Genomic DNA, 21,706 nt, shown 5'->3' on the forward strand with positions numbered 1-21,706 from the left:
TCTAAAGTTTTTTTGACCATTGACTATCTTATATTCACTTCATGCAACTCATTGCTCAGGTCCAAATTTTGTAAACTTGTTGTGGAACTACTATTTATAAATGGCTGAACCATATCTAAAGAAGTGTTCGTTAACTTTGAGGAAGCTACCTTTTGACCTTCAGCTTGTGCGCGTTGCTTTTGTGTATACTCAAGTAATTTAACTTGAGCTGTCGCATAGATCGGCGTATCTTTAGGAACCTGTTGGAGAAATTGAACAGCCCCTTCAAAATCCTGTTCTGAAGCTTTGTTATAAGCTTTTTGTAACAAATAAGAAGCTCTAACTTCTTTCTTGTGATTGTACTCAGCTAACTTCTGTTGAACGAGTGCTCCTTCAGAAGTTTCTTTAGGAATTTGGCGGAGATAGTTTAGCGCCGTACTAAAGTCTTTTAATTTCGCCTTTTCATAAGCTTTAGATAGTAAATCTTTTGTTTGTTCTTCAATGCGTTCTTGTGCTTGCTCGACTAATTTGTCAGTTTTTGATTGCCAATACAAATTATCAGGAATTTTAGAGGCGGCGCGACGAACATCACCCCAGCGAGCTTCATGAAAGGCTTTTTCAGCTATTTTGTACTGTGCGTCAGCCGTTTGCCATTCTTTTTCCCATTCATCAATACTACTTTGTGCCTCAGGATAAACATTACTATTTGAGGGAATGGATTTAGCTAAAGCGATGGCTTCTTGCAAGTCACCCGACTGAAATTCCTCGGTTGCTTTGTATAAAGTTTCGGTTTCTGAGTAGGCGGGAGTGTTGTAAATAATCGAATAAACACCAAAACCCATAACCAAAGAATTAGCTGCTAACCCCACCTTCATTCCCGTTAAAAGTGGAGACGATTTCGCTGAAGAATAGCTGCTGTTAGTACTGACTCTTGGTTGACTATCGCCATCCGCATCTGAAACTCTATACTTTACATCTACAACTGTCTGCGAGTCCCAAGTGTCAATTGGCATTTGAGTCAGCGATCGCAAGACTTCACTGGCTGATTGATAGCGGTTTTTGTGGTTGTGGCGAATCATTTGGCTGATAACTGCAGCCAGATAATCACTCACAGGGGTAGTGCTAGAACGCCAAACAATCTCTTGAGTACTGGGATCGATCTTTAATTGCAGTGGTGTTTGTCCTGTCAAAGCCTGTACAGCAATCATACCCAAAGCATAGATGTCACTATTAGGCTGCGTCTGACCGATGAACTGCTCCGGTGGAATGTAGCCCAACGAAGTGACAGGTATTCTATATATGGGCAGTACTGTCTCTGACCCAAAATCAATCGGCTGAATCGATCCAAAATCAATCAAGACCAGCTTACCATCACAAGCACGTCTGATTAAATTCTCTGGCTTGACATCACAGTGAATGACACCTTGAGAGTGAACAAAATCCAAAATCCTCAAAACTTCTTGTAAAAATTCAGCAACTTCGCTTTCATTCCACAGATAACCCAATTCTGGATTAACCGGCAATTCTGCTGTTACTGAGTGACCTTCAATAAACTCCTGTACTAAATAAAACCGTTCGTTCTCCTCAAAACAGCTTAGGAGTTCGGGAATTTGCTTGTGATGTCCGAGATGTTTTAGTGTTTCAGTTTCTGTTAGAAACCGCAATCTAAGAATTTGTAAGTAACTAGGTTGTGCGCTAGTAACTTTTAGTTGTTTAACGACGCATTTGGGGTTCTCTGGATTTTCGATATCTACAGCAACGTATGTTTCACCAAATACCCCAGCCCCCAAGCTCTGGACAACTTGGTAACGTCCTTGTAGTACCTTGCCTATCATATAGTTTGTCATTAGCTAGCTACTGAGTCACTGCTTATATAGGTTTTCTATTTTTGCCCCCTGTTTCCGGAATGCCGTGTAAATAAATGAACAAAGTAAAGCCCTAATTTAACAATAACACACCTATTAGCTATTTTTACGGATATCATCCTAAAATATAGTGTTATGTATTACTATTATTGAAATGAATATAGCTGATACTGAAGGATAATAACAAAAATTTAGAGTATAAAAAGAATAATAGCGTGTTTTATCAGTTACCTTAGTTTTTTTTCCCGCAACCATGTATCAATCCAAGCTTCATCTACCTCCGCTAAAGGCGGTACGGGTTCGCGGCTGTAATCAATCACAAAACCATAGCCCGAGCGATCGTAGACTCCATTCAATAAGTCTTGTAAATTAATTAAGGGTTCTGTATCCTCACTACGTAAAGGCAATTTAAAACTAGGAATGGGGTTTGGCAAATTAAAGGCATAGAGATCGGCTATAGGACGGCGAGAACTTTGACTGACAAGAATTCGATAATGAGTCTGAATATTATTACCCAAAGCGAGCATAGGTTCCCAATGCCGCAGCAAATCAATTTCCACTAAATGAGTCGTACTCTCTAATATAGTTTGACGCTTAGTTTCGTATTGTCTTCTTCCTTCTCCCGATCGTTTATTAGCTGGAGAGAGCACTTCAACCGCTGTCACCACTTCACTTGTTGCTATATCTCGGATTTCTAAATGCCCTTGCCTCACTTTCTCTGACAACGGTAATATAACTGTTAGTGGTTGAGTTGGTAAAGAAACAGCAACATTCGTCTTCACACCAATAGGTGTTGCCTGAGTTGGCTTGACAACTGCATCAGGGATACCAACGAGGAGCGAATCTTCCCCAATAGTTTGATAAATTCGCTCTTCAATCAGAACTTGGTATTTGGGTAATAGTTGAGGAGATATTGAATCAGCGATCGCAGTAATCAGTCGATGATGAACGTTGGGCCAAGAACTAGGATGCTCTAAATAGGGGTCCATTCCAGGAAATGGAGAAGGCATAATCATTACTCCTGTCATTTGTCATTTGTCATTCTTCCATTAGCCATTAGCAATTAGCCATTAGCCATTAGCAATTAGCAATTAGCCATTAGCCATTGGTTTAACAACTCGTGCGATCGCTTCTTGAATGAACGACTTCATAAATTCATCCCGACGATTGAGTTGGAACTGACGCTGTACAACCTCAGTTATACCTCCATCACCCCAATCTTGGTCATTGCGAAAATACTCAATAAAACTTTTCCCTGCAATCCGCGTCAGATAAGCCGCCGTCACGCCTTGAATGGCTCTACCAAGAATAAAAGTACCAATATTTGTCTGTAATGCCACAGAAAGTAGCTGCAGCGCTCCTTTAACTATTCCCAAACTCGCAAGAGTTTTCCCCAAAGACAGAGCTAATTCCTTTCCTCGCTCCAAATTTAAATCACAACCGTAAACTCTCCCAATTTCTACCACCATTTGGGCATTAACAGCAGCTGTTGCCAGCAAATCAACCACTGGTATAGGTGTCGCGGAAACCACACCAGCAACAATCCATTGAAATCGCTCCACTATTTTAGTAGCTTGTCGGCGACGTTGGGCATCTATAACTTTTCGTGCTTCTTCACCCAAGCGTAGGGATTGCAGGAGGATATTATCAGCCACCAAATCTTCACCCTCTGCCCTCAAAATTGCTGCCATCCGTTTAAGTAATGGTAGAATTTCGGGTTCTGGTTGAAAGATACCGCCTTCTTCTAACTCTACCACTTGAGGATTGGCAGAAATTGCCACAACATCACTTGGTGCAATAAATCCGCGCACTCGTTCCCGCAAACGTGCCAAAATAACTTCTTTATCCTCATCTGTATATAAGTCTATTTTATTTAAGACAACAAGCGATCGCTTGCCAATTTCTGCCAGAGCACGCAACGGTTCGTATTCGGACTGCCGAATATCATTATCTACGACAAATAACAGTAAATTTGCTTCTGTTGCCAGTTCTCGTGCAACCTGTTCCCTTTCCGTTCCCGCCACCCCTGCTTCTAAAATCCCTGGTGTATCCGTAATTAAAATTTTGCGTTCTAATCCCTTTAGCCTCAAACAGTAAGTTTCTCCAACTTGAGTGGTTCCCATGGGAGCATCAACCTTACCAACCACGCGTCCCAAAATTGCATTCACTAAAGAGGTTTTCCCAGCACTCCCCGTACCAAACACCACAACTTGAATTTCACCACGGGCTAAATTTGTTTCAAGTTCTCGCGATTTGCTCAGTAAAGCTTGGCGGGTGACTTCATCTTGAACTTGCTCCAACTGCTGTCGCACAGCTTGTAAAGTGGAAGAAGCGGCTTCGGGTGTGGCGTCTGGAACTTGGATATTTGCTTGCTGCCTGCGCTTGCGGCGTTGGCGCTGTTCTCCTGTCTGAATCACTAATATATAGTAAACAAATCCAGCGATTAACGCTGCTATACAGATAACGACTAATATCAACAGTAAGTTACCCAGCAAAGGAGAACTCCAAGATAATTGCCAATAAAGCTGAATCAGAGAATTAATCAACCACAGGCTGAGTCCGAGGATGATAATAATACCAATAATCAAGGCGATTGTACGGGATAGAGGCATAAGGCAAAAGGGCTATTAATAAGTATTTTCATGCTTCGATCTTAATGGTTTGAGCATGATTTCCGTATTTTTTCCCAGCATATTAGAATGACAATTTGCTAAACTAGTCAGGTATTTTGTATAAAATTTAGCGTATCATTCTTCCGGAGTGGTTCCTCGTTTTTATTGCTCTACTAATTGCTAAAAAAGATTAATATCGAGTGCAGCATGACTTCAACACCTCAAGCAAGCCATTCTAACTTAGCGAAACGAGCATTCCACCGACTCAGTATTCGACAAAAAATTGTCGTGGGATATGCTGTAGCTCTGGGAATTGCTATTTTGGGGACAATAGCAGGATTAGAAATTGGCAATCGCTACTATCAAAAAGCTAGATATCAAATGATAATGGCAGATGAAGAAGGAGGATTGTTAAGTGAACTGCAAGGTGCTTTCTTAGAAATCCAAAGCCATCAGCAAGAAATTGTACCTCTTTTGAAACAACCCCAGATTTTGCAAGCAGAAAACTCTAAGTTATTGATTCATGTAACGGAAACAGAAAAGTTGCTCGAGCGCTTGCAAGAATTTAGTCAAACGAATTCTCAGAAGGATTTACACGCTTTTCTAGAAAAGCACGAGATGACAGTCACAGAATATTTTCAACAGTTTAAACTTTTGCTTCAACAACTGGTGTCTAATGGAAAATTGCAAGAAGAGTCGGAAGCGCGATCGCTCATTTGGCAATTTTATCAAAATCCTGCTGCCATTCGATTTAATGAATTTATTCATGAATTAACAAAATTCACTATATTAGTTCAGGAGCATCAAGAACAAGCTGATGTCGCACAAAATCAGGCAGCGACACTGCAAGCTCAAATTATCATTGGAAGTATACTCTTCTCTACAGCACTTGCTACAGTTTTGGCTCTCTACACAAGTCGTACTATTGCTCACCCCATAAAAGCAGTGACAGCAGTTGCCAAACAAGTCACCAAAGAAGCAAATTTTGATTTACAAGTACCTGTCATTACAAAAGATGAAGTAGGGGAATTAGCAATTTCTCTCAACCAGCTAATTCAACAAGTCAAGAAACTTTTGGATGAACAACAAGCAGAAACTCAAGCTCGACTCATTCAAAGTGAAAAAATGATTAGTTTGGGAAAGATGCTAGCAGGAGTAGCTCATGAAATTATCAATCCTGTTAATTTTATTTCTGGTAATCTTGTTCATGCAAAAAACTATACTGATGATATTCTTACCCTGTTAAAAACTTACAAAACTGAAATACCAAACCCTCCAATTTCCGTCCAATTACTAGCGGAGGAGATAGATTTAGAATTTTTAGAAGTCGATTTGCAAAAACTATTGAGTTCTATAGAATTTGGTGCCGATAGAACCCGTGAAATCGCTATAAGTTTAAAAGATTTTTCCCGATTAGATGAGGGAGAAATTCAATTTGTAGATATACACGTTTGTTTGAACAGCACGCTCGTAATTTTGCAAAACCGCTTAAAAAAAGGCATTAATATTGTGCGTAACTATGGAGATGTTCCGCATATTCCAGGTTATCCTGGGTTGCTATATCAGGTGTTTATGAATTTATTATCTAATGCCATTGATGCTTTGGAGGAAAAAACTAAAGACAATCCTCATTTTTTGCCTGAAATTACGATTACGACTGAATTGGGCGATTTAAATTTAGTTTTTGTGCGAATTGGAGATAATGGTTCGGGTATTTCGCTAGAAAATCAGAGCAAAATCTTTGAAACATTTTTTACTACCAAACCCAGAGGTATTGGCACAGGTTTGGGTTTAGCTATTACTTATCAGATTGTAGTGGAAAAACATGGTGGCAAAATTACTTGTAAGTCGGAGTTAGATAAAGGAACTGAGTTTACAGTCTTTCTCCCAATGAATTCTAAATAACTATTATGAAAATCGCTCGCAAAGGCGCAAAGGCGCAAAGGCACAGAAAAACCTTGGCGTCTTTGCGTCTTTGCGTGAGGCTAAAAAATAATTAATATTTTAATGTCGTTCGCAACTATGGGGATGTTTTCGCGATCGCAGGTTATAGGTTAGGTTTAGCCATTACCCATCAGATTGTAGTGGAAAAACATGGTGGCAAAATCACTTACAAGTCAGAGTTACAGAAAGGTGCATAATATACCATTATACCAATGACCAATGACCAATGACCAATGACAAGTGACAACCGTATATTCACAATTCCTTTAGAATGCCTATGGATGTGAAAGACAACTTGCATGTCACAATTTTCTTTGGATGGTCACATAACAAGGGAGAAACGATCCTATGGGGCTTTTTGACCAGATTATCAATGCAATTGACAATCCCAATCAGCAAGGTAACACCAGTCAATTGGGTAATATTATTAACACAGTACAGCAAATAAGTGGCAGTACTGGTACAGACTCCTCAACAATGCAGTCAGCTTTGGGTATTGTAGGGAACTACGTGCGTTCTGCGTTACAAGAAAAGCAAAACACAGAAGGCAATGAAGCAGCACAAGATGTTGTGAACGAATACGGTGGTACTTCCCCTAACGCCCAAGCCGTCGATTCTTTATTTCCTCCTTTTGTACAGCAGCAAGTGGCAGATGCTGTTTCTCAGCGCACGGGTTTAAACGCTGGTATGGTTCAACAACTATTACCAATTTTGGTTCCTTTAGTGCTAAATCTATTGAAATCGGGATCAAATGCTCAAAATCCCCAAGCTGGAGGGAATTCTGTATTAAATTCTTTCCTTGATTCTGACAGAGATGGTGATGTTGATATCATGGACGCTATGCAAATGGCGAGTCGATATCTAGGAAGGTAAACCTCTGCTCTTCTCTGGTGTGTTCTCTGCGCCTCTGTGGTTCAATAAATAACTTTTGAACCGCAGAGGCACGGAGAACGCAGAGCAAAGAGTGACGATAGACAGCCGATCGCAAAAATTTACATCATTCAGTGAATTAACTGGCACAAAATAGTGGCGCATTTACCTAAATCAAAAAGATGATGTAAGTGTCGCGCCACTAGCGTGCTGCTTATGTCACCAAACCTCGATCCTCCGCTTAAAATAGAACTTCGACTGCCATCTACTCATCCCGATTTACTGCAAGGGCTTGATATATGGCTGGACTTAGGTTTGATATCAGATGCTCAAGTTCGGCAGATTTGTCAGGAACACTTAGTCTGTCGTGTGGTATCGCAACCTCAGGCATTACCGAAACTACAACCACCAGTCGCCCATAATAATGTAGGAAAGTTACGTGTAGCGTCTCTACCTGAAGCTAAACAACCACTCCCTCAAAAACCCAATATTCTTGCCCAAATGTTACAGTCACTGGGAGAAGAATTGAGCGTCCGTTGGCTGCTGTTTTTAGGGATGTTCTTAGTTGTATTGTCCTCTGGGGTACTTGCTGCTAGCCAATGGGATAAGTTTCCTTCCTCTGGGCAATATGGGGTTTTGCTTGCTTACACTTTAAGTTTTTGGGGAGTTAGCTTTTGGACTGGCAAACAATCTAATTTAAGCTTGACGACTCGCGCTTTGCTGATTGTGACTCTTTTGTTGGTACCAGTAAACTTCTGGGCAATGGATAGTTTTCAACTATGGCAAAATCCCCTGAACTGGATTGTCATTGCTATAGCCTCGACTGTCTTGACAGCTGTCACCGTCTTATCCAGTCACAATCGGGTATTTGAAACTAATAAGAAAATTTCAAAAGCAATTTTATTTAATATCTTAGGGCTGTCGTACTTGCACTGGGGTTGGCAATTATTGGGGTTTCCTATTGTAGCCGTATATTTTGCCACTATAGGAACAGCGATCGCGAGTATTTATCGCGCTCATTACCAGAAAAACTCCCCAAGCCAAGGGAGTCGCTTCTATGATGATAGCCCTGAAACAACTTCGCCTCCTGTTAAATCAGAAAGTGATGTTCTTTCTCCTTCCCCAAAGAAAGAAGCAAGTATCAATTTATATACATCCATCATTATTTATGCCTTAATCGTACTCTTGGGAAGGGCACTCTTCATTGCCAAAGTCGATATTCAGCAACTCGGATTAGCGCTAGGCATTTGTGGTTGGTTAGTGACTTGGTTACATCCCCCCCGCACCCCCGCACCCCTGCACCCCTCATCTCTCTTGGAACCCGTTGGCGGTATCTTATTATTACTGGGATGGTTGGTATCGGTGGGTTCACCATTTCCTTGGCAAGCAACAGCAGTGAGTTTCTTGGGTTTGTGGTTTTTCAACCGTCGCTTGCAACGTGGTGGTGTCAGAGCAGATGTGGCAGCCATTTTCGTTATTGGACTGGAGACGATTTGGTTGGGTTGGCGGTTAGTACCTGAAAATTTCCAGCAAAGTCTTGTGACTCTGGCAACTCAACTGGTAGGTTCCCGGAATGCTCCTTGGGAATTATTGAGTGTTGCGTTATTTCCCTATGTCATTGTTATGTTGCTATTGGCACGTAGATTTTACCGTGCCAAAAAGGTGAAATTGGCTCATTTTGCGGAACTGCTAGCATTGCTATTTGGGATTCTACTGACTGTGGTTAGTTTGGCAAATCCTACATTGCGTTCTGTCAATTTAGTTTTATCCACAATAACTTTATGGAAAGTTAGTCAAAGACATCCTCGTACAAGAGATTATTTGGTGTACATGACTCAGGTGGCTCTTGTACTGACGATTTGCTCGATAGTCGATCGCATATTGCCCGGTTTAACTCAGGAAGTCTGGGCAAGTCTTTTGTTAGTTATTGCGATCGCAGAGTGGTTATTGAGTCCGGGGGATAACATTTGGCGGCGCAGTGCTTGGCACATGGGTATTGGGTTAGCAGTGCTCAGCTACATTCTATTTTGGGGAAATGCAAATCTAGCCTGGATTGGTTCTGGTAATGGCAGTGAAAAGTGGAGTCTTATTTGGCTGGCGACTCCAATGACATTGACAAGCCTTGCAAGTTGGGGGTATAAAACGAACATCCGGGTTGCATGGCGTTCCACTTCTAATATTTGGTTGAGTATTGGTGCTTTAGGGCTTGTTCAGTTACTCACTTTGCCTATAGCTGGGGGTCGGTTAATTGGTTTGGCTGTTGCCACTGGTTTGATGTTTGTCAATACCTATTATTTGCGACAAGTCCCATGGGCGGTAATGACTGTAGGGTATGGGTTGAGTGCGATCGCAGCCTTCTTATGGGAAGGTGTACCTGGTTTTCCAAGACTATCATCTCAAGGTGGGTTCTTGGTAGGGGCAGCGATTCTTACTATCCTGTGGATATTGCGGAGTTTGTTTAGTAATAAAGATACAGAAAATCAGAGAAATACAGAGAATGAAGAAGCCTCCGTGGCTGCTTCAACCTTGCCACAAATTTACGCGCTCGCATTTGATGGGTGGGCGATTGTGCTGTGCAGTGCTGAGTTATTGTTATTGAGTACTCACTCCCTGTTAGTCTACCAAAACCTCGTTGAGCCAGGATTTTTGTATTTAATTTCCAGTGCGATCGCGTTATCAGCAATTGTATATCGCACTTGGCGGCAACCTAATGATTGGGGATTTTATGGCATTGGTTGGTGTTTGGAATTATTCATTGCCGAGTTACTTGGTTTTGGCGAACATTCTCTTATCCAGATTGCAATCGCCAATGTTGCCTTGGGTTTGATGACTCAACTTTTAGGGGAGTTTTGGCAAAGGCGACACCAAGTTGCAAAACTACCAAACCGTTGGCATATTTTGCCTTTAGTCTATGGGATTTTTGGTGTGCTGCTGCGATCGCAAACCTTGACTAACTGGACTGGTTTATCATCCTTTGCTGTGGCTTTGATTGCTATTGGTGTGGGGAGACGCCACCAAAAATACAAACCATTGGTTTACTTGGGGCTTATTGGAGTTTCGGTTTCAGCATACGAACTTTTGTTATACCAACTCTTACAAGCATCGTCCGGAGCCTATGGGGATGGTTTCATTGCCATGTCTGTTCTGGGGACTGGTATTATGTACACCTATCGCGTTCTTTCACCTTGGCTGTTGAATTACTTGCGTTTAACAAGTCAAGAACTCGATGTTGTGGCTCACATTCACTGGTTTGTTAGCAGTAGTTTGTTAGTTGCTGCTTGCTTTAGCACTGTAGAAGCCAAGACTCTCGGTTTGGGAACGGGGTTATTTTTAATCCGTTATGCCATTTTTCAAGGTAGAACTCAGTCGGAAAGTACTGACAGAAAAGCAATCCCTTTATCCTCCATCTGGGTTTATCTCGGTTTAGTCCAAATTGCTTGTCTGAGGGCTTTTTTACCAGAAACTCCAATAATAGAATTGCTAGAGAAACAGTTGCTGCCATGGCAAGGTGCGATCGCATCCGTCATTGCTTACTTTATATACATTTTGCCTTGGGAAACTTGGGGGTGGGAGCAAACTCCTTGGCGTAGATCGGCATACTTCCTACCACTGATATTTTTATGGCAAACTAGAGTAGAAGTTTTCCCGATAAGTTTAATCGTTGCTGCAAGTTTTTATGCCATTGTTGCCAAAACGGGTAATAAGTTCCGCTTGACATACATCAGTTTAGTTTTAGGAAATTGGGCATTGTTCCGTTGGTTTTTAGCCCTGAATTTCACTGGTGCTTTGTGGTATGTTACACCTATTGGTTTATCACTGCTGTACATAGCTCAATTTGACCCCAGTTTAAAATTACCAAGCAAGAAATCTTCCCGTCATTTTCTGAGGCTTCTGGGTTGCGGTATCATTTGTGGTTGGGCAGTTGTTTTTGAGCGGAATGCGCCATTCATACCTGGAATTTTCAGTCTCATTGCTATCTTTGCAGGATTGGCATTGCGCGTTAGAGCTTTTCTTTATGTTGGAGTGACTGCCTTTTTTATCACAAGCTTCTATCAACTCGTGCTGTTGAGTTTGCAATATTCATTCTTCAAATGGGTTGTTGGCTTGCTTGTTGGAATTGCACTCCTAACCATTGCTGCTAATTTTGAAACTCGTCGCGAACAACTAAATTCTTTACTTCGCAATGCTAGCGAGCAATTACAAGCATGGGAATGATATCACTGTGTGGGTCAAGGTGAATAAAAACTTCAAGAAATCAATTGCTCTCTCTCCTCTTACCTCTGTGCTCTCTGCGTACTCTGCGGTTCAAAAGTCATTTATTTAACCGCAGAGGCGCAGAGAGCGCAGAGAGCGAAGATGAGGAATTGTCACCTGAATCAAAATTTTCTGAGCCACCTTAACAGGGCTAGGTTGCTACTGTCCACCTCTAAAGACTTTTGGCGATCGTTCACATTGTTAACTCTATATCAATATATGTTTTACAGGGAAAATCTAGATGGCATCTGGATCTTCTCCTAACTCCCGCAATCGTGCTGCTAGGCGTTCGGCTCGTTGCTGCTCTTGCTCGGCTCGTTGCTGCTCTTGCTCGGCTCGTTGTCGCTCTTGCTCGGCTCGTTGCTGCTCTTGCTCCGCTATTTCTTCTGGTAGCAAGATTAAGTTCTTTTGTTGGTCAAACAACCGCAACCAGTGACACGTACCTTGCGCGGGTTCGCGACGGATCTGCCCTTCCCATGTCCCCAACCATAGCTGTAAAGTTTCGCACCACAGCCAACCTGACTCATTAGTCTCTAGTGGTTGATAACGCTGCTTGTTGTCTAATTGCCAACCTTTTAGGGATTGGGAGTCAAACGGATCGAAGATGAAGTAGTTTGCTGTGTGGAATGTACGCTCATACAAGTGCTTCTTTTCCTCACGGTCTACGTGTGCTGTGCTAGGTGAGAGCAACTCAATAATCACATCGGGATAGCGCCCCTCTTCCTCCCATACTACCCAACCTTGGCGATCGCGCTTCCCATCTACATCCAGCACCACGAAAACATCCGGTCCTCGAAAATCGCGATTCAATACCTGCAAGCTGCTGTAGTAGACGAACATATTGCCACCTACAAAAAAATTCTCGCGGGATGCGAGAGCCGCCTGCGCTGATTCAATCAAAACATTTATAGCAATCCTGTGGCGGTTACTTTCCAATGGTTCTCCATCATCAAATATCAAATTTGTCGGTGGTGTTGGCACTTCATATGGCTCAACCTGGGGCCATTTTGTCTCCGGTTTAGTTGTGGTATCTGGGGACATAGCCTTTTCTAGTATGGTTACGCGAGTGGAATGTTTGGCTTAGCTGAACTGGGAACACAGCCCACTAGCCAATTTATGTTTTCAGTTTAGCTTCTCGTATCATAATATAAAAAAGCTTGTGGAATTAGAGTTTAACCAATGCCCTTACTATTTCCAAAGCGAGCGCTTTATATACCGAAAACGGTTTAGAACTAGACTTTCCAACAATTATCAACAGTCGTAGGGGCGCAAGGCAATGCGCCCCTACAAATGCTGTGAACCTATTCTGAAAAAAAACAGTTCTTAAGCGTTTACAGTATATCTTTGAGATGGTATTAGCTTTGTGGCACTTCATTAACATAGGAAGGTTTTGCTTGTCCAAGTTGATTAAGTAGCTTTTTGTCAGCAGTCCAATACTCGCCGTTAGCTCCGACTATTTCAGTACAAGCTAAAAATGCTGCATCGTATAAAGTCAGCATTTGATATTGTTCAGCTAATCTCCATGCTCGATGGCGAAGGATTTTGCTATCAAGATACTCAATAGGCAATTCACAAAATGCAGCAAAAAGTTCACTTGCTTGTTCAGGGTTAATTAGCTTAGCTCTAACCTTTTTTCGCAATACAGAACCGACTTCTGCCCATGTAAAGTAGGGTACAACTATTCTTGTACTGCCTTCAATCGCCTCAACAACAAGAGCCATGGCTAAAGGTTCGTATTCTGCACTGACCAAATATTTAATGAATACACTCGTATCTAAGCATAAGATTCTAGACATCTCGCTCTTCGCCTTCCCTAAGCTGATGAATTAATTCAGTGGCATCTGGCTGTTGCGGAATTTGTTTGCTGATAGCAAGAATCTTTTCGTGAGCCGCTAATCCTTTACGACGTCGCACTTCTCTTTCTAGTGCTAAAACAACTAAGTCATTGAGCGATTCTGCATCGTTTTTAACAGTCTTAGCATTATCTAAAAGTTCTGCTGGAAAGCGTACTGTTATTCGTGAATCTATTTTGTTATACCACTCAATAACACCATATAATAGCACCAAATATTGGTGTGCGCCACCATGATGCACAAACAACCCATTTCTTCAATGTCTTTGATACAGTCGCTTCATTTCACGATATTTCAAGCCCAACAATCCAAGAGTCATCAGCAATCACCCAATGGCCAACTTTAATATCCTCAATGCTCTTTATACCAAATGTTGTATTTAGTACAAAATACCTAATGATGATGGTTTAATATGCACTTTGGTTGAGTTGCATTCCGTTAGGTTAACAGTCGCAATTCCATATTTTCGGAAGATTGGTATTGCAGACTGCACATAAGAATAAATCATCTTTGACTATGTTTAATTGACAGCATACGGGACAGCGACGAAAAATAAACTCAGTGGTAAAATTACCAGGATGAGGAAGTGGAATTTGTTCAAGTGCCTTTTCAACTTGAGACCATGATTCTGGTTCTGGACAATATCCTGTTGATTGGTTTGTAATTTCAACTACTTCAAAATTCTGTTTATTGTAGGCAAAAAATATCTCTCCAGCTGACAGTACAGATTTACCACCAGCACAAGCTATATGCTCAGAGTGGCGGTCTGCAACACGAATATAGCCTTCAGAATCAACTACGAAAGTGGCTGCAATCAGCCCCCAAGTGTTTGGCTTCTGCATAGTTTGATTTATCCAGCTTTTTAAAGCATCTACTGATTTAATGCGAATTCCAACTGGATAAGCAGCAACAGAAAGCCGGATATCATCAGGACCTATATATTCATATAATCTTGCCATTTTCAAACCTCTCAAGACAATACTAATTAAAAAAGGTTGATGTTTCGCCATGTATATACATGGCTTACACATTGAAATTTAAAAACTTTTTGTCTTAACCCAGTTTTTAGTTCGGTAGGTAATTGTCAGTGTGACGATAATATTGCTATGAATGGAACTATAACCCTGCCGCTTAAAAGCCTGCAATGCTTATTCTTCGGTAACACGGTCACATCCTTTTTTTGATGCATTGTCATCAAAATCTTGCAGAAAACCAACAATGGAATTATAAGCTTGCCAAAATAGTTAAGTTAAGTAAAATGTCTGGGGTGTTTTTGTATCAATGGATAGCATTAATACAGTTGAGAATTTATGGATTTAATTTCATACAAAGTTCCCAAAAAATAACGTAATTACGTGCTAAAAAATAGAAGTATAACTTTGCCAAACGCAATTGGAAGCACAAGCGTGCGAAAACGGCAATATTATCGTCACACTGACAGTAATCTCTCTGCAAGCCGAGTGATTTATAATTGCAAGCCGCTACAACTATTTAACAATTCCCCAAAAGTTGGCTGCATCGCTCCAATACCCTTTGCTCAATATCAGGTAAGATTGCCTGAAGATAGTTATGTTCTTTCCCCACATACGGAATTAATTTGAAATTGGCTTCGAGTTCTTGCAAGAACTCTGTCATCATTTTAGAGCGTCGAATATCTAAAACATACCAACCGAAGTTAATGAACCCGATCGCCTACTCTATTTGGCGGTGCCACTCGAAACTTATAAAACTTTCTTTCAAAGTCGCTTTGCTCAGTTGGCGATCGAGCGCCATCAACTTAAACTCATTGTTTACGAACCAGTTACTGAGGAGATTGTCCAATGGATAAGTTAGAGCGTTATCGCTCCTGCATTCAAACACTGTTAGAAAAGCACAGTCAATCTAAATCTCAAAATAAAGACGTAGAAAACGAATTATTTTTTGACTCCATCCGGGATCATTACCAACTTATGCGAGTCGGTTGGAAAGGATTGGAGCGAGTTTACTACACCGTACTACACTTTGATATCAAAGATGGAAAAATTTGGCTTCAGCATAATGCGACTGACATTGATGTTGGTGAAGAATTGCTTGAAATGGGCATTGCCAAAGAAGACATTGTACTTGGGTTACATCCTCCTTACAAACGTCCCTACACAGGCTATGGCGTTGCTTAAAAGGATTATAACCGTGTTGCAAGTGAGTTACGGGCGATCGCATTCAAGCGTATAAGTTGCTCTGCACGTCTGTGTAACCAGCGATGCATCGTACCAGAGCAAGCCCATTTTCGTAAAAACAGCACGCCTCTCTTTACCCTTAAATTATCTGAACCCGCAATTAGTCTATTTCTCCGACATCCCGTAGCACTGCATCAACGACGCTAGATCGGATATAAATTCCATTAGTGCGTAGCTGCTCAATGTATACTTTAATCTCAACAATCAAACCCGCTTTTTTCGCTTTACGCAAAATGCCAAGAGTACCTATCCGGCGAATTCCCAAGCGTTCTGCAACCCGTCGTGCTTGAGCATCATCCAAAAGTACCGTGCTATTTGGAGTTGACTGAGCTAAGGCAATAGCTTCAGCTTCTCCACGATCGACTAGGATTGATAATGGTTATAGTACCAAGGCTTCAGGGGTTTGAATTTCTAACCAAGTTAATTGACTGACTGCTTGTGCGCCAGGTAAACCTACACCTTGGACTGTTACTTCATCCCACACGGTTGGGGGAAGTAATATTCGCTGATACAGTTGGGGTAGAAGCTCCAGTTGCCCGATAATTGATAAGGAGATAAGGGGGCTACTATCGGCAACAATGACAGAGTTAATCATCGCGCAATTCCTCGGCGATTTGGTCATCATCTAGGTTGATAACCGGGATATGCAAACGCCCTAGTTCGTACATAAACTGAGGTTTGTTCATACTGCAAAAGGCGGCGGCTTTACCAAGCGATAGTCGGCGTAGCTCAAATAGTTTGACTGCGAGCAAAAATGTGAGTTCTGCTTCTAATGCTTGGGGTGATTTGCCGGAGGTAATGAGTAAGTCATCGGGATAATGAAGGGATAAAATATGCATGGTTCGCCTCTAGTGTTCCTGGTTCCTCATTCTTTCTTGATTATGGCTTACACCAGTCCAAGCAGGATAGCGATCACCTAATTTACACAACCATAGCCGTTCTCCTTCCACTCTTGGGCTAACAAACTGAAGAGTAACTGGTTATGCAACATTAAAATATCTCAACTTCTAGCTTCGATCCCTCTGGACGTTTATAAACCTTGACTTGTGGCAATCGCTCTCCCAGTGCCTTAACATGAGTAATGACTCCAATCAATCGGTCTTGCTGTTGTAAAGATTGTAAAATTTGATAGACAGTTTCTAGCGTATCTGCATCCAAAGTTCCAAATCCTTCATCTAAAAATAAACTGCCCAATTCTGCACCCATGGATAACTTCTCTGACAAAGCAAGTGCCATGGAAAGAGATGCAGCAAATGTTTCACCACCTGAAAGAGTTTGTACTCGTCTCAATTCACCACCATTCCAATTATCTTCAACCAAGTAATCTCCCTCTTGAATTCTCAGCGCATAACGAGAATCTGTGAGTTGTTGCAAAACATGGGTTGCACGAGTTACTAATTCTCTTTCTAAATGTTCCAAAGCAAATGCTTGAAATTCATCTGTTTTGAGGCTGCGAGCGAGATTCGTATAAGTATCGACTTGTGTCCTCACGGAAGACAATTCCTCTTGTCGTTTTTCTGCTTGCTTCTGCTTTGATTGAGCATCTTGTATCCAAGCCATTAATTGAGCCAGTTGATTTTGTGCTTGTTTGAGTTGTCCATCGGCTGCAATTTTGGCATCATGCAAAGATTGGATAGTACCTGAGTTTGTGGTGCGATCGCCCACCTGTGACTTTGCCACTTCAACTCGTGTTTCTACGTCCACTCTAGCAGTCTCATAATCTGAAATCTCTCCTTTCCAAAAAGTTTGTTGTTTGGAATCAGCCCGCGCTGCTAGAAAACTTTCCTCAGTAAATCCTTCAGAAACAAGTGCAACTTGCCAAGTGGATTCTAGCTGTTGTTCTTGAAGACGTGCTGCATCTGCATCATCACGGACTTTTTTATCTTCAGCCTCATACCGAATCGCTTTTTTCTCTGCAGCTTGATAAGCCTCAGTAACCTGTTTCAGTTGTTTTTCCAGTTTCTGCTTGTCTTTTTCTAATTCTGTTTGCAATTCTACGTAGGATTTACCTCCAGCGATCTCATGCAGTTTGGTTTCCACTTCCTGTAACTGCTGTTCCCAACGTTGAACTTCCTGTTGAGCCTGGTTACATTCTTCTGAAGCTGTTGTATGAGTCTTGCGACTAGCTTCTAATGCTTGTTGGGTTTCGCGCACTCGTGCTGCTGCATCTTTTTGCTTGGCTAACGTTTGATGATACAAGCGATCGCTTTCTTGTAGTTCTTTAAACTCTTTGTTCAATGCATTGATTTCCCAACCATCTGTTTCCAGTACAGAGCTAATTTCCTGTTGTAACTTAGCTAATTGCTCCTCAGACTTGGCTAATTCCTGTTGAGATTCTGTTTCTTTTTGCTTGGAGTTTTCTAAAGTGGTTTCGGATATAGCAACAGCTTTCTCAGTTGCCTTATAATCTTTTTCTGCTTCATCTTTCTGAGATAATAATTCTGTTGTATCAACTTGCTCAATTTCTGGTAAACTTAGCAACTGTGCTGTTATATATGTTCCATTGCAAACAGGACAGTTATCACCATCGTGTAACGTCTGACGTAAAGCAGCGGCATGGTTACTTTGCAATGCCAGATGATTGGCTGTTTCTGCTTCTTGTAAAAGTTGCTGATTTTCTTGAAAAACTAATTTGGCTTTTTCTAATTTTGCCAGATTTTCCTGATATTTTTTCTCTAATTTTTGTCGTTCTAAAGTTATTTTCTCTAATTTTTTACGAAAATTCTCGGTTTGTTCCTGTAATAACTTATAAGAACCAAGCCGTTGTGAAACTTCCTGAAGTTGTTCTAAACGAGTACCACCTGGAGAATATTGAGTCAGTTCCTTTTCTGCTTCTTCAACTTGCTGGCTAGCTGCTTGCAGTTTCTTCTCAGCATCGCTTAATTCCTGCTTGGCTAAAGCTAGGTTCTTCTGTCTTTGGGTGAGTGTTTGACGGTTGTGAGTTAATTCCGCTTGATGCTGTTGTCTTTGTTCTTCGTAATTTCTCGCTGAGGTTAAAGCTTCTTCTCTCGCCTTAAACTGAGGTTCTACCTGTTTTTGGTATTCTGTAAATTCATTGATTTTTGCTTTATTTTGCTCTAATTCCTGAGTGGCTTGACTGAAATTCTTTTCTGTTGACACAACATCAGCCTGTGCTTTTTTGAATCTGTCTCTAGCAGCTTTCACCAAAGCATAAGTGTCCTTAATTTGGTCAGCAGCTTGGGATTTTTGCAACCGTAATTTATACTCTTCAATTTTTCCAGATTTAGCAATCAGTTGCTCTAACTGCGATCGCAGATCGTCTAAACGCTCTATTTGCTGTAACAGAGTTTCCTCTTCATCCAGAGCTTTTTGTGCTTTGAAAACTGCTTCATTGAAGCCAGGTATCTGCTGTTCAATAGCCTTGCACTGCTGTTGTTTTTCAGCATATAGCTCTGCTGGGGGTAACTCTAACTCCTCCAACTGACGCTCAAGAATTTGATATTCCTTTTTAAGGCTATCAGCTTGTCCCTGAGCCTGTTGGCGCATTCTTTCAAAAATCTGAAAGCCAGCTAAATCTCGCAAAATTTCCCGACGTTTAGCTCTATTTCCTTTTATAAATTCATCAAATTTCCCTTGAGGCAATAAAATGACACGAGTAAACGTTTCATAATCCATCGCCAACACTTGCTCGACTCGCTTGGTGACATTTTTTGTCTCCAATTTTTCCCAATCGCCATTTTGCAACCATTCCAACAGAACTTTACTCTCAGGAGTTTTAGGACGCTCCCGCCAAGTCCGAGTCACCCGATACTCCACTCCACGCACTGAGAAGCGAAAACTGACTTTGAGATTTTGGCTTCCAAGACTCACCAGTTCTTTAGCAGTCGCATCCTTGCCAAATCGAGCCACATGACCGTAAAGTGCAAAAGTGATAGCATCAAGAAGAGAAGTTTTGCCTGCACCCGTTGGTCCTGTGATGGCAAACAGATCGAGTTCGGAAAAATCGAGAGTTTCGCGAGAGCGAAAACTGGTAAAACCTTCAAGGGATAATTCAAGCGCTCGCATCACTCATCTCCTGATATAGTTTTTCAAATGCTTCTAACACCGATGGCGGTACTGTTGTTTCATGACGATGCAAGTAGTAGCGACGATACTCTTCTACAGCGTCAAAATGATTGTCTTCGCGGTACTCAGTAGAAATTTCTTGCTCGGTTTTTAAATAATGAGGCTCAACAATCAATGTCTGGGGACAAACCTTTCGCACCATTTCCGCTAAACCCGTTTTGGGTGCAGTGAGTTCAACTACCAACTTTAAAAATCCTGGATGCGTCCGATGGGCTTCTAAAGTGTCTTCTAAATCGTTTTCATGACATTTAACAATTTTTAACGGTTTTTGGCAAGGAAGAGGGATAAATTCAGGTTTTGCAGGACGTCCCGGTTCTACATCAACGAGATAAAATCCTTTGTCTTCTCCAGCTTCGCCAAAATCAATCTGAATTAAAGATCCTGCGTAACAAGTCGGTGCGGCGTGAGAAATTTTTTGGGGTTTGTGAATGTGACCGAGGGCAATATACTGGGCTGTAGGTGGTAAAGTTTGCCCGGAAATGACATAAGTATCTCGTGTATAGTAATCTACCTCTGAGTAAGCACGTAAAGCTCCTTCAATTGTCATGTGTGCCATGATAACATTAACGCTATCATCTCGGAACTGAGTTGCTAATTTACCTAAGAGTTTTTGAACCTGAAAGCGGTAATGTTGGCGTTGTTCTAAATCATCTTTATCCCACAAATCTTCATATTTCAATAATCTACGTTCGGAGGCAAATGGCATTGCTGCAACGCATAACTTTCCAGCAGGAGTATCAACGTGAATAACGCCCCCTTTATTCGGCGGTTGGGGTCTACCTAATGCTTGGACTCCCACAAATGAGAGCAGTTTTGCGATCCCATCAATACGAAAAGCAGAGTCATGATTTCCTGCGATCGCAATTGCTGGAATTTTTGCCTCTTTCAGCTTGCAGAAAAAATTATAAGCAACTTGTTCGGCTTCTGCAGGTGGATTTGGGACATCATAAATATCACCTGCTACTAAAACAGCATCCACCTGTCGCTCTTTTGCTTGCTTGAGTAATTCATCTAATGCAGCCGCAATTTCCGGCGTGCGGTCTTCACCTTTGAGTCGTTTTCCTAAATGCCAATCAGAGGTATGGATTAAGCGCATATATATTTTGGATTTTAGATTTTGGATTTTGGATTTTGGATTTTGGATTTTAGATTTTGGATTTTAGATTTTGGATTACTTCCGTCTCAACATAAAATTCCCTATTAGGAATCTAGTATATTCCCTTCATTTTTATTGCGCTAACCTACATCTCGTTTATCTTGTCAGTGGGTAAGTTTTACTAAAATCGGTGAGCCACCTCGATCATCTTTTTATTCAAAAAGTGGGAATTAAAGCAAGATTTGTTACAAAAGTTTGCATTGAGGCAACCAAAACTATATGTTAACTAAAGCCTGATTGCTCTGTGGAAGTTGGGTTCATTTTGATCTGGTGGCTGTACGCTTACTAAAAAATAGGCACTCATTACGATTTCCTACCATTTTTCTATTTGGGAATTGTCTATAAGAGAAAAAAGACGGAAAATCAATTATGATTTTTTCCTGAAAATAAGAAAACTTAATAAATTGAAAGATTTTATGAAGATAATTATTTTGGTCAAATTGGCAATTTTTTATAAAACTCTAAGGATAGATTAATAAAAGAAATCGTCATGCACATCATCTTTGCAACACCGGATGCCCTAGATTTATAATCTAGGGTTTTGTTATGGGTAAAAAAAGGAGAGAAAATTTTAGCGATCGCCAATCAGTCACAAGTGACAAATAAATAGTTACATTTACTATAGAAGTCTCTCAACTTACTTATGCAAAAAAGATAAAATACTCTACTTTTACATATAATAATTAGCTGGTCATTGCTCGCTAGTCACTGTTGATTTGGCAAATTGGCAACTATTGGGATTGGGAAAAGAATATCTTTGACAACAAATGAGGTCTTGTATTAAGACTCACAGCATAAGACAAAACCCAATCCCTCCGGCTTACAACCGGGGGTTTTATAGTTATTTTTTCAGTCATTTGGCATAATCAAT

The 21,706-nt window shown here is 41.1% G+C and carries 17 protein-coding genes; 5 read left to right on the forward strand and 12 right to left on the reverse strand.

The features are described from left to right. Nucleotides 1–23 precede the first annotated feature (23 nt). The 3 genes from F7734_RS11160 to F7734_RS11170 all read right to left on the reverse strand — a co-directional run bounded on the left by F7734_RS11160 (nucleotide 24) and on the right by F7734_RS11170 (nucleotide 4,456). A complete protein-coding gene (locus F7734_RS11160) occupies nucleotides 24–1,826 on the reverse strand; it encodes a protein kinase (RefSeq protein WP_155744715.1) in 1,803 nt (600 codons plus the stop codon). A 245-nt stretch (nucleotides 1,827–2,071) separates the two neighbouring features. Further along, nucleotides 2,072–2,872 carry a DUF4058 family protein gene (locus F7734_RS11165; RefSeq protein ID WP_347566166.1) on the reverse strand — a complete coding sequence of 267 codons (801 nt, stop codon included), beginning with the start codon at nucleotides 2,870–2,872 and terminating at the stop codon, nucleotides 2,072–2,074. 63 nt (nucleotides 2,873–2,935) lie between these two features. Continuing rightward, complete coding sequence (locus tag F7734_RS11170; RefSeq protein WP_155744716.1) at nucleotides 2,936–4,456, reverse strand: GTP-binding protein; 1,521 nt, start codon at nucleotides 4,454–4,456, stop codon at nucleotides 2,936–2,938. Between the two features lie 207 nt (nucleotides 4,457–4,663). Here F7734_RS11170 and F7734_RS11175 point away from each other — a divergent pair, with 207 nt between their 5' ends. The 3 genes from F7734_RS11175 to F7734_RS11185 all read left to right on the forward strand — a co-directional run bounded on the left by F7734_RS11175 (nucleotide 4,664) and on the right by F7734_RS11185 (nucleotide 11,485). Further along, nucleotides 4,664–6,361, forward strand: coding sequence for a HAMP domain-containing sensor histidine kinase (locus tag F7734_RS11175; protein WP_155744717.1), 1,698 nt, complete (start codon nucleotides 4,664–4,666; stop codon nucleotides 6,359–6,361). Nucleotides 6,362–6,748: 387 nt separating this feature from the next. Continuing rightward, a complete protein-coding gene (locus F7734_RS11180) occupies nucleotides 6,749–7,273 on the forward strand; it encodes a DUF937 domain-containing protein (protein ID WP_155744718.1) in 525 nt (174 codons plus the stop codon). A 213-nt stretch (nucleotides 7,274–7,486) separates the two neighbouring features. Next, nucleotides 7,487–11,485, forward strand: a complete 3,999-nt coding sequence (locus F7734_RS11185; protein ID WP_155744719.1) for a DUF2157 domain-containing protein — start codon at nucleotides 7,487–7,489, stop codon at nucleotides 11,483–11,485. Nucleotides 11,486–11,761: 276 nt separating this feature from the next. On the opposite strand, the gene F7734_RS11190 is transcribed toward F7734_RS11185, so the two are convergent. From F7734_RS11190 to F7734_RS11205, 4 genes are all read right to left on the reverse strand, one after another. Beyond that, nucleotides 11,762–12,565, reverse strand: coding sequence for a Uma2 family endonuclease (locus tag F7734_RS11190; RefSeq protein WP_155744720.1), 804 nt, complete (start codon nucleotides 12,563–12,565; stop codon nucleotides 11,762–11,764). Nucleotides 12,566–12,879: 314 nt separating this feature from the next. Then, entirely contained in the window at nucleotides 12,880–13,320 is a 441-nt protein-coding gene (locus F7734_RS11195; protein WP_155744721.1) for a type II toxin-antitoxin system VapC family toxin, read from the reverse strand. Continuing rightward, a complete protein-coding gene (locus F7734_RS11200) occupies nucleotides 13,313–13,618 on the reverse strand; it encodes a YlcI/YnfO family protein (RefSeq protein ID WP_347566167.1) in 306 nt (101 codons plus the stop codon). The genes F7734_RS11195 and F7734_RS11200 overlap by 8 nt, the downstream gene beginning before the upstream one ends. Nucleotides 13,619–13,820: 202 nt before the next feature. After that, the gene (locus F7734_RS11205) at nucleotides 13,821–14,387 is read right to left on the reverse strand and encodes a hypothetical protein (RefSeq protein ID WP_155744722.1); all 567 of its coding nucleotides are present in this window, start codon (nucleotides 14,385–14,387) and stop codon (nucleotides 13,821–13,823) included. A gap of 652 nt (nucleotides 14,388–15,039) precedes the next feature. Here F7734_RS11205 and F7734_RS11210 point away from each other — a divergent pair. Next, the gene (locus F7734_RS11210) at nucleotides 15,040–15,210 is read left to right on the forward strand and encodes an element excision factor XisH family protein (RefSeq protein WP_347566168.1); all 171 of its coding nucleotides are present in this window, start codon (nucleotides 15,040–15,042) and stop codon (nucleotides 15,208–15,210) included. After that, entirely contained in the window at nucleotides 15,198–15,533 is a 336-nt protein-coding gene (locus F7734_RS11215; protein ID WP_155744723.1) for a XisI protein, read from the forward strand. The genes F7734_RS11210 and F7734_RS11215 overlap by 13 nt, the downstream gene beginning before the upstream one ends. Before the next feature lie 160 nt (nucleotides 15,534–15,693). Here F7734_RS11215 and F7734_RS63335 read toward each other — a convergent pair whose 3' ends face one another. The 5 genes from F7734_RS63335 to F7734_RS11235 all read right to left on the reverse strand — a co-directional run bounded on the left by F7734_RS63335 (nucleotide 15,694) and on the right by F7734_RS11235 (nucleotide 20,775). Then, nucleotides 15,694–15,894, reverse strand: coding sequence for a DUF3368 domain-containing protein (locus F7734_RS63335; RefSeq protein ID WP_243146812.1), 201 nt, complete (start codon nucleotides 15,892–15,894; stop codon nucleotides 15,694–15,696). A 78-nt stretch (nucleotides 15,895–15,972) separates the two neighbouring features. Then, nucleotides 15,973–16,188, reverse strand: a complete 216-nt coding sequence (locus tag F7734_RS63340; RefSeq protein ID WP_243146813.1) for a hypothetical protein — start codon at nucleotides 16,186–16,188, stop codon at nucleotides 15,973–15,975. After that, nucleotides 16,181–16,432, reverse strand: a complete 252-nt coding sequence (locus tag F7734_RS11225) for a UPF0175 family protein (protein ID WP_017739872.1) — start codon at nucleotides 16,430–16,432, stop codon at nucleotides 16,181–16,183. The genes F7734_RS63340 and F7734_RS11225 overlap by 8 nt, the downstream gene beginning before the upstream one ends. A 151-nt stretch (nucleotides 16,433–16,583) precedes the next feature. Continuing rightward, nucleotides 16,584–19,619: an SMC family ATPase gene (locus F7734_RS11230; RefSeq protein ID WP_155744724.1), complete on the reverse strand. Its 3,036-nt coding sequence runs from the start codon at nucleotides 19,617–19,619 to the stop codon at nucleotides 16,584–16,586. Beyond that, nucleotides 19,606–20,775 (reverse strand): exonuclease SbcCD subunit D, encoded by a 1,170-nt coding sequence (locus tag F7734_RS11235; protein WP_155744725.1) that lies wholly within the window; start codon nucleotides 20,773–20,775, stop codon nucleotides 19,606–19,608. Before F7734_RS11235 ends, F7734_RS11230 begins: the two co-directional genes overlap by 14 nt. Nucleotides 20,776–21,706 lie beyond the last annotated feature (931 nt).

It is taken from the genome of Scytonema sp. UIC 10036, from assembly GCF_009725235.1.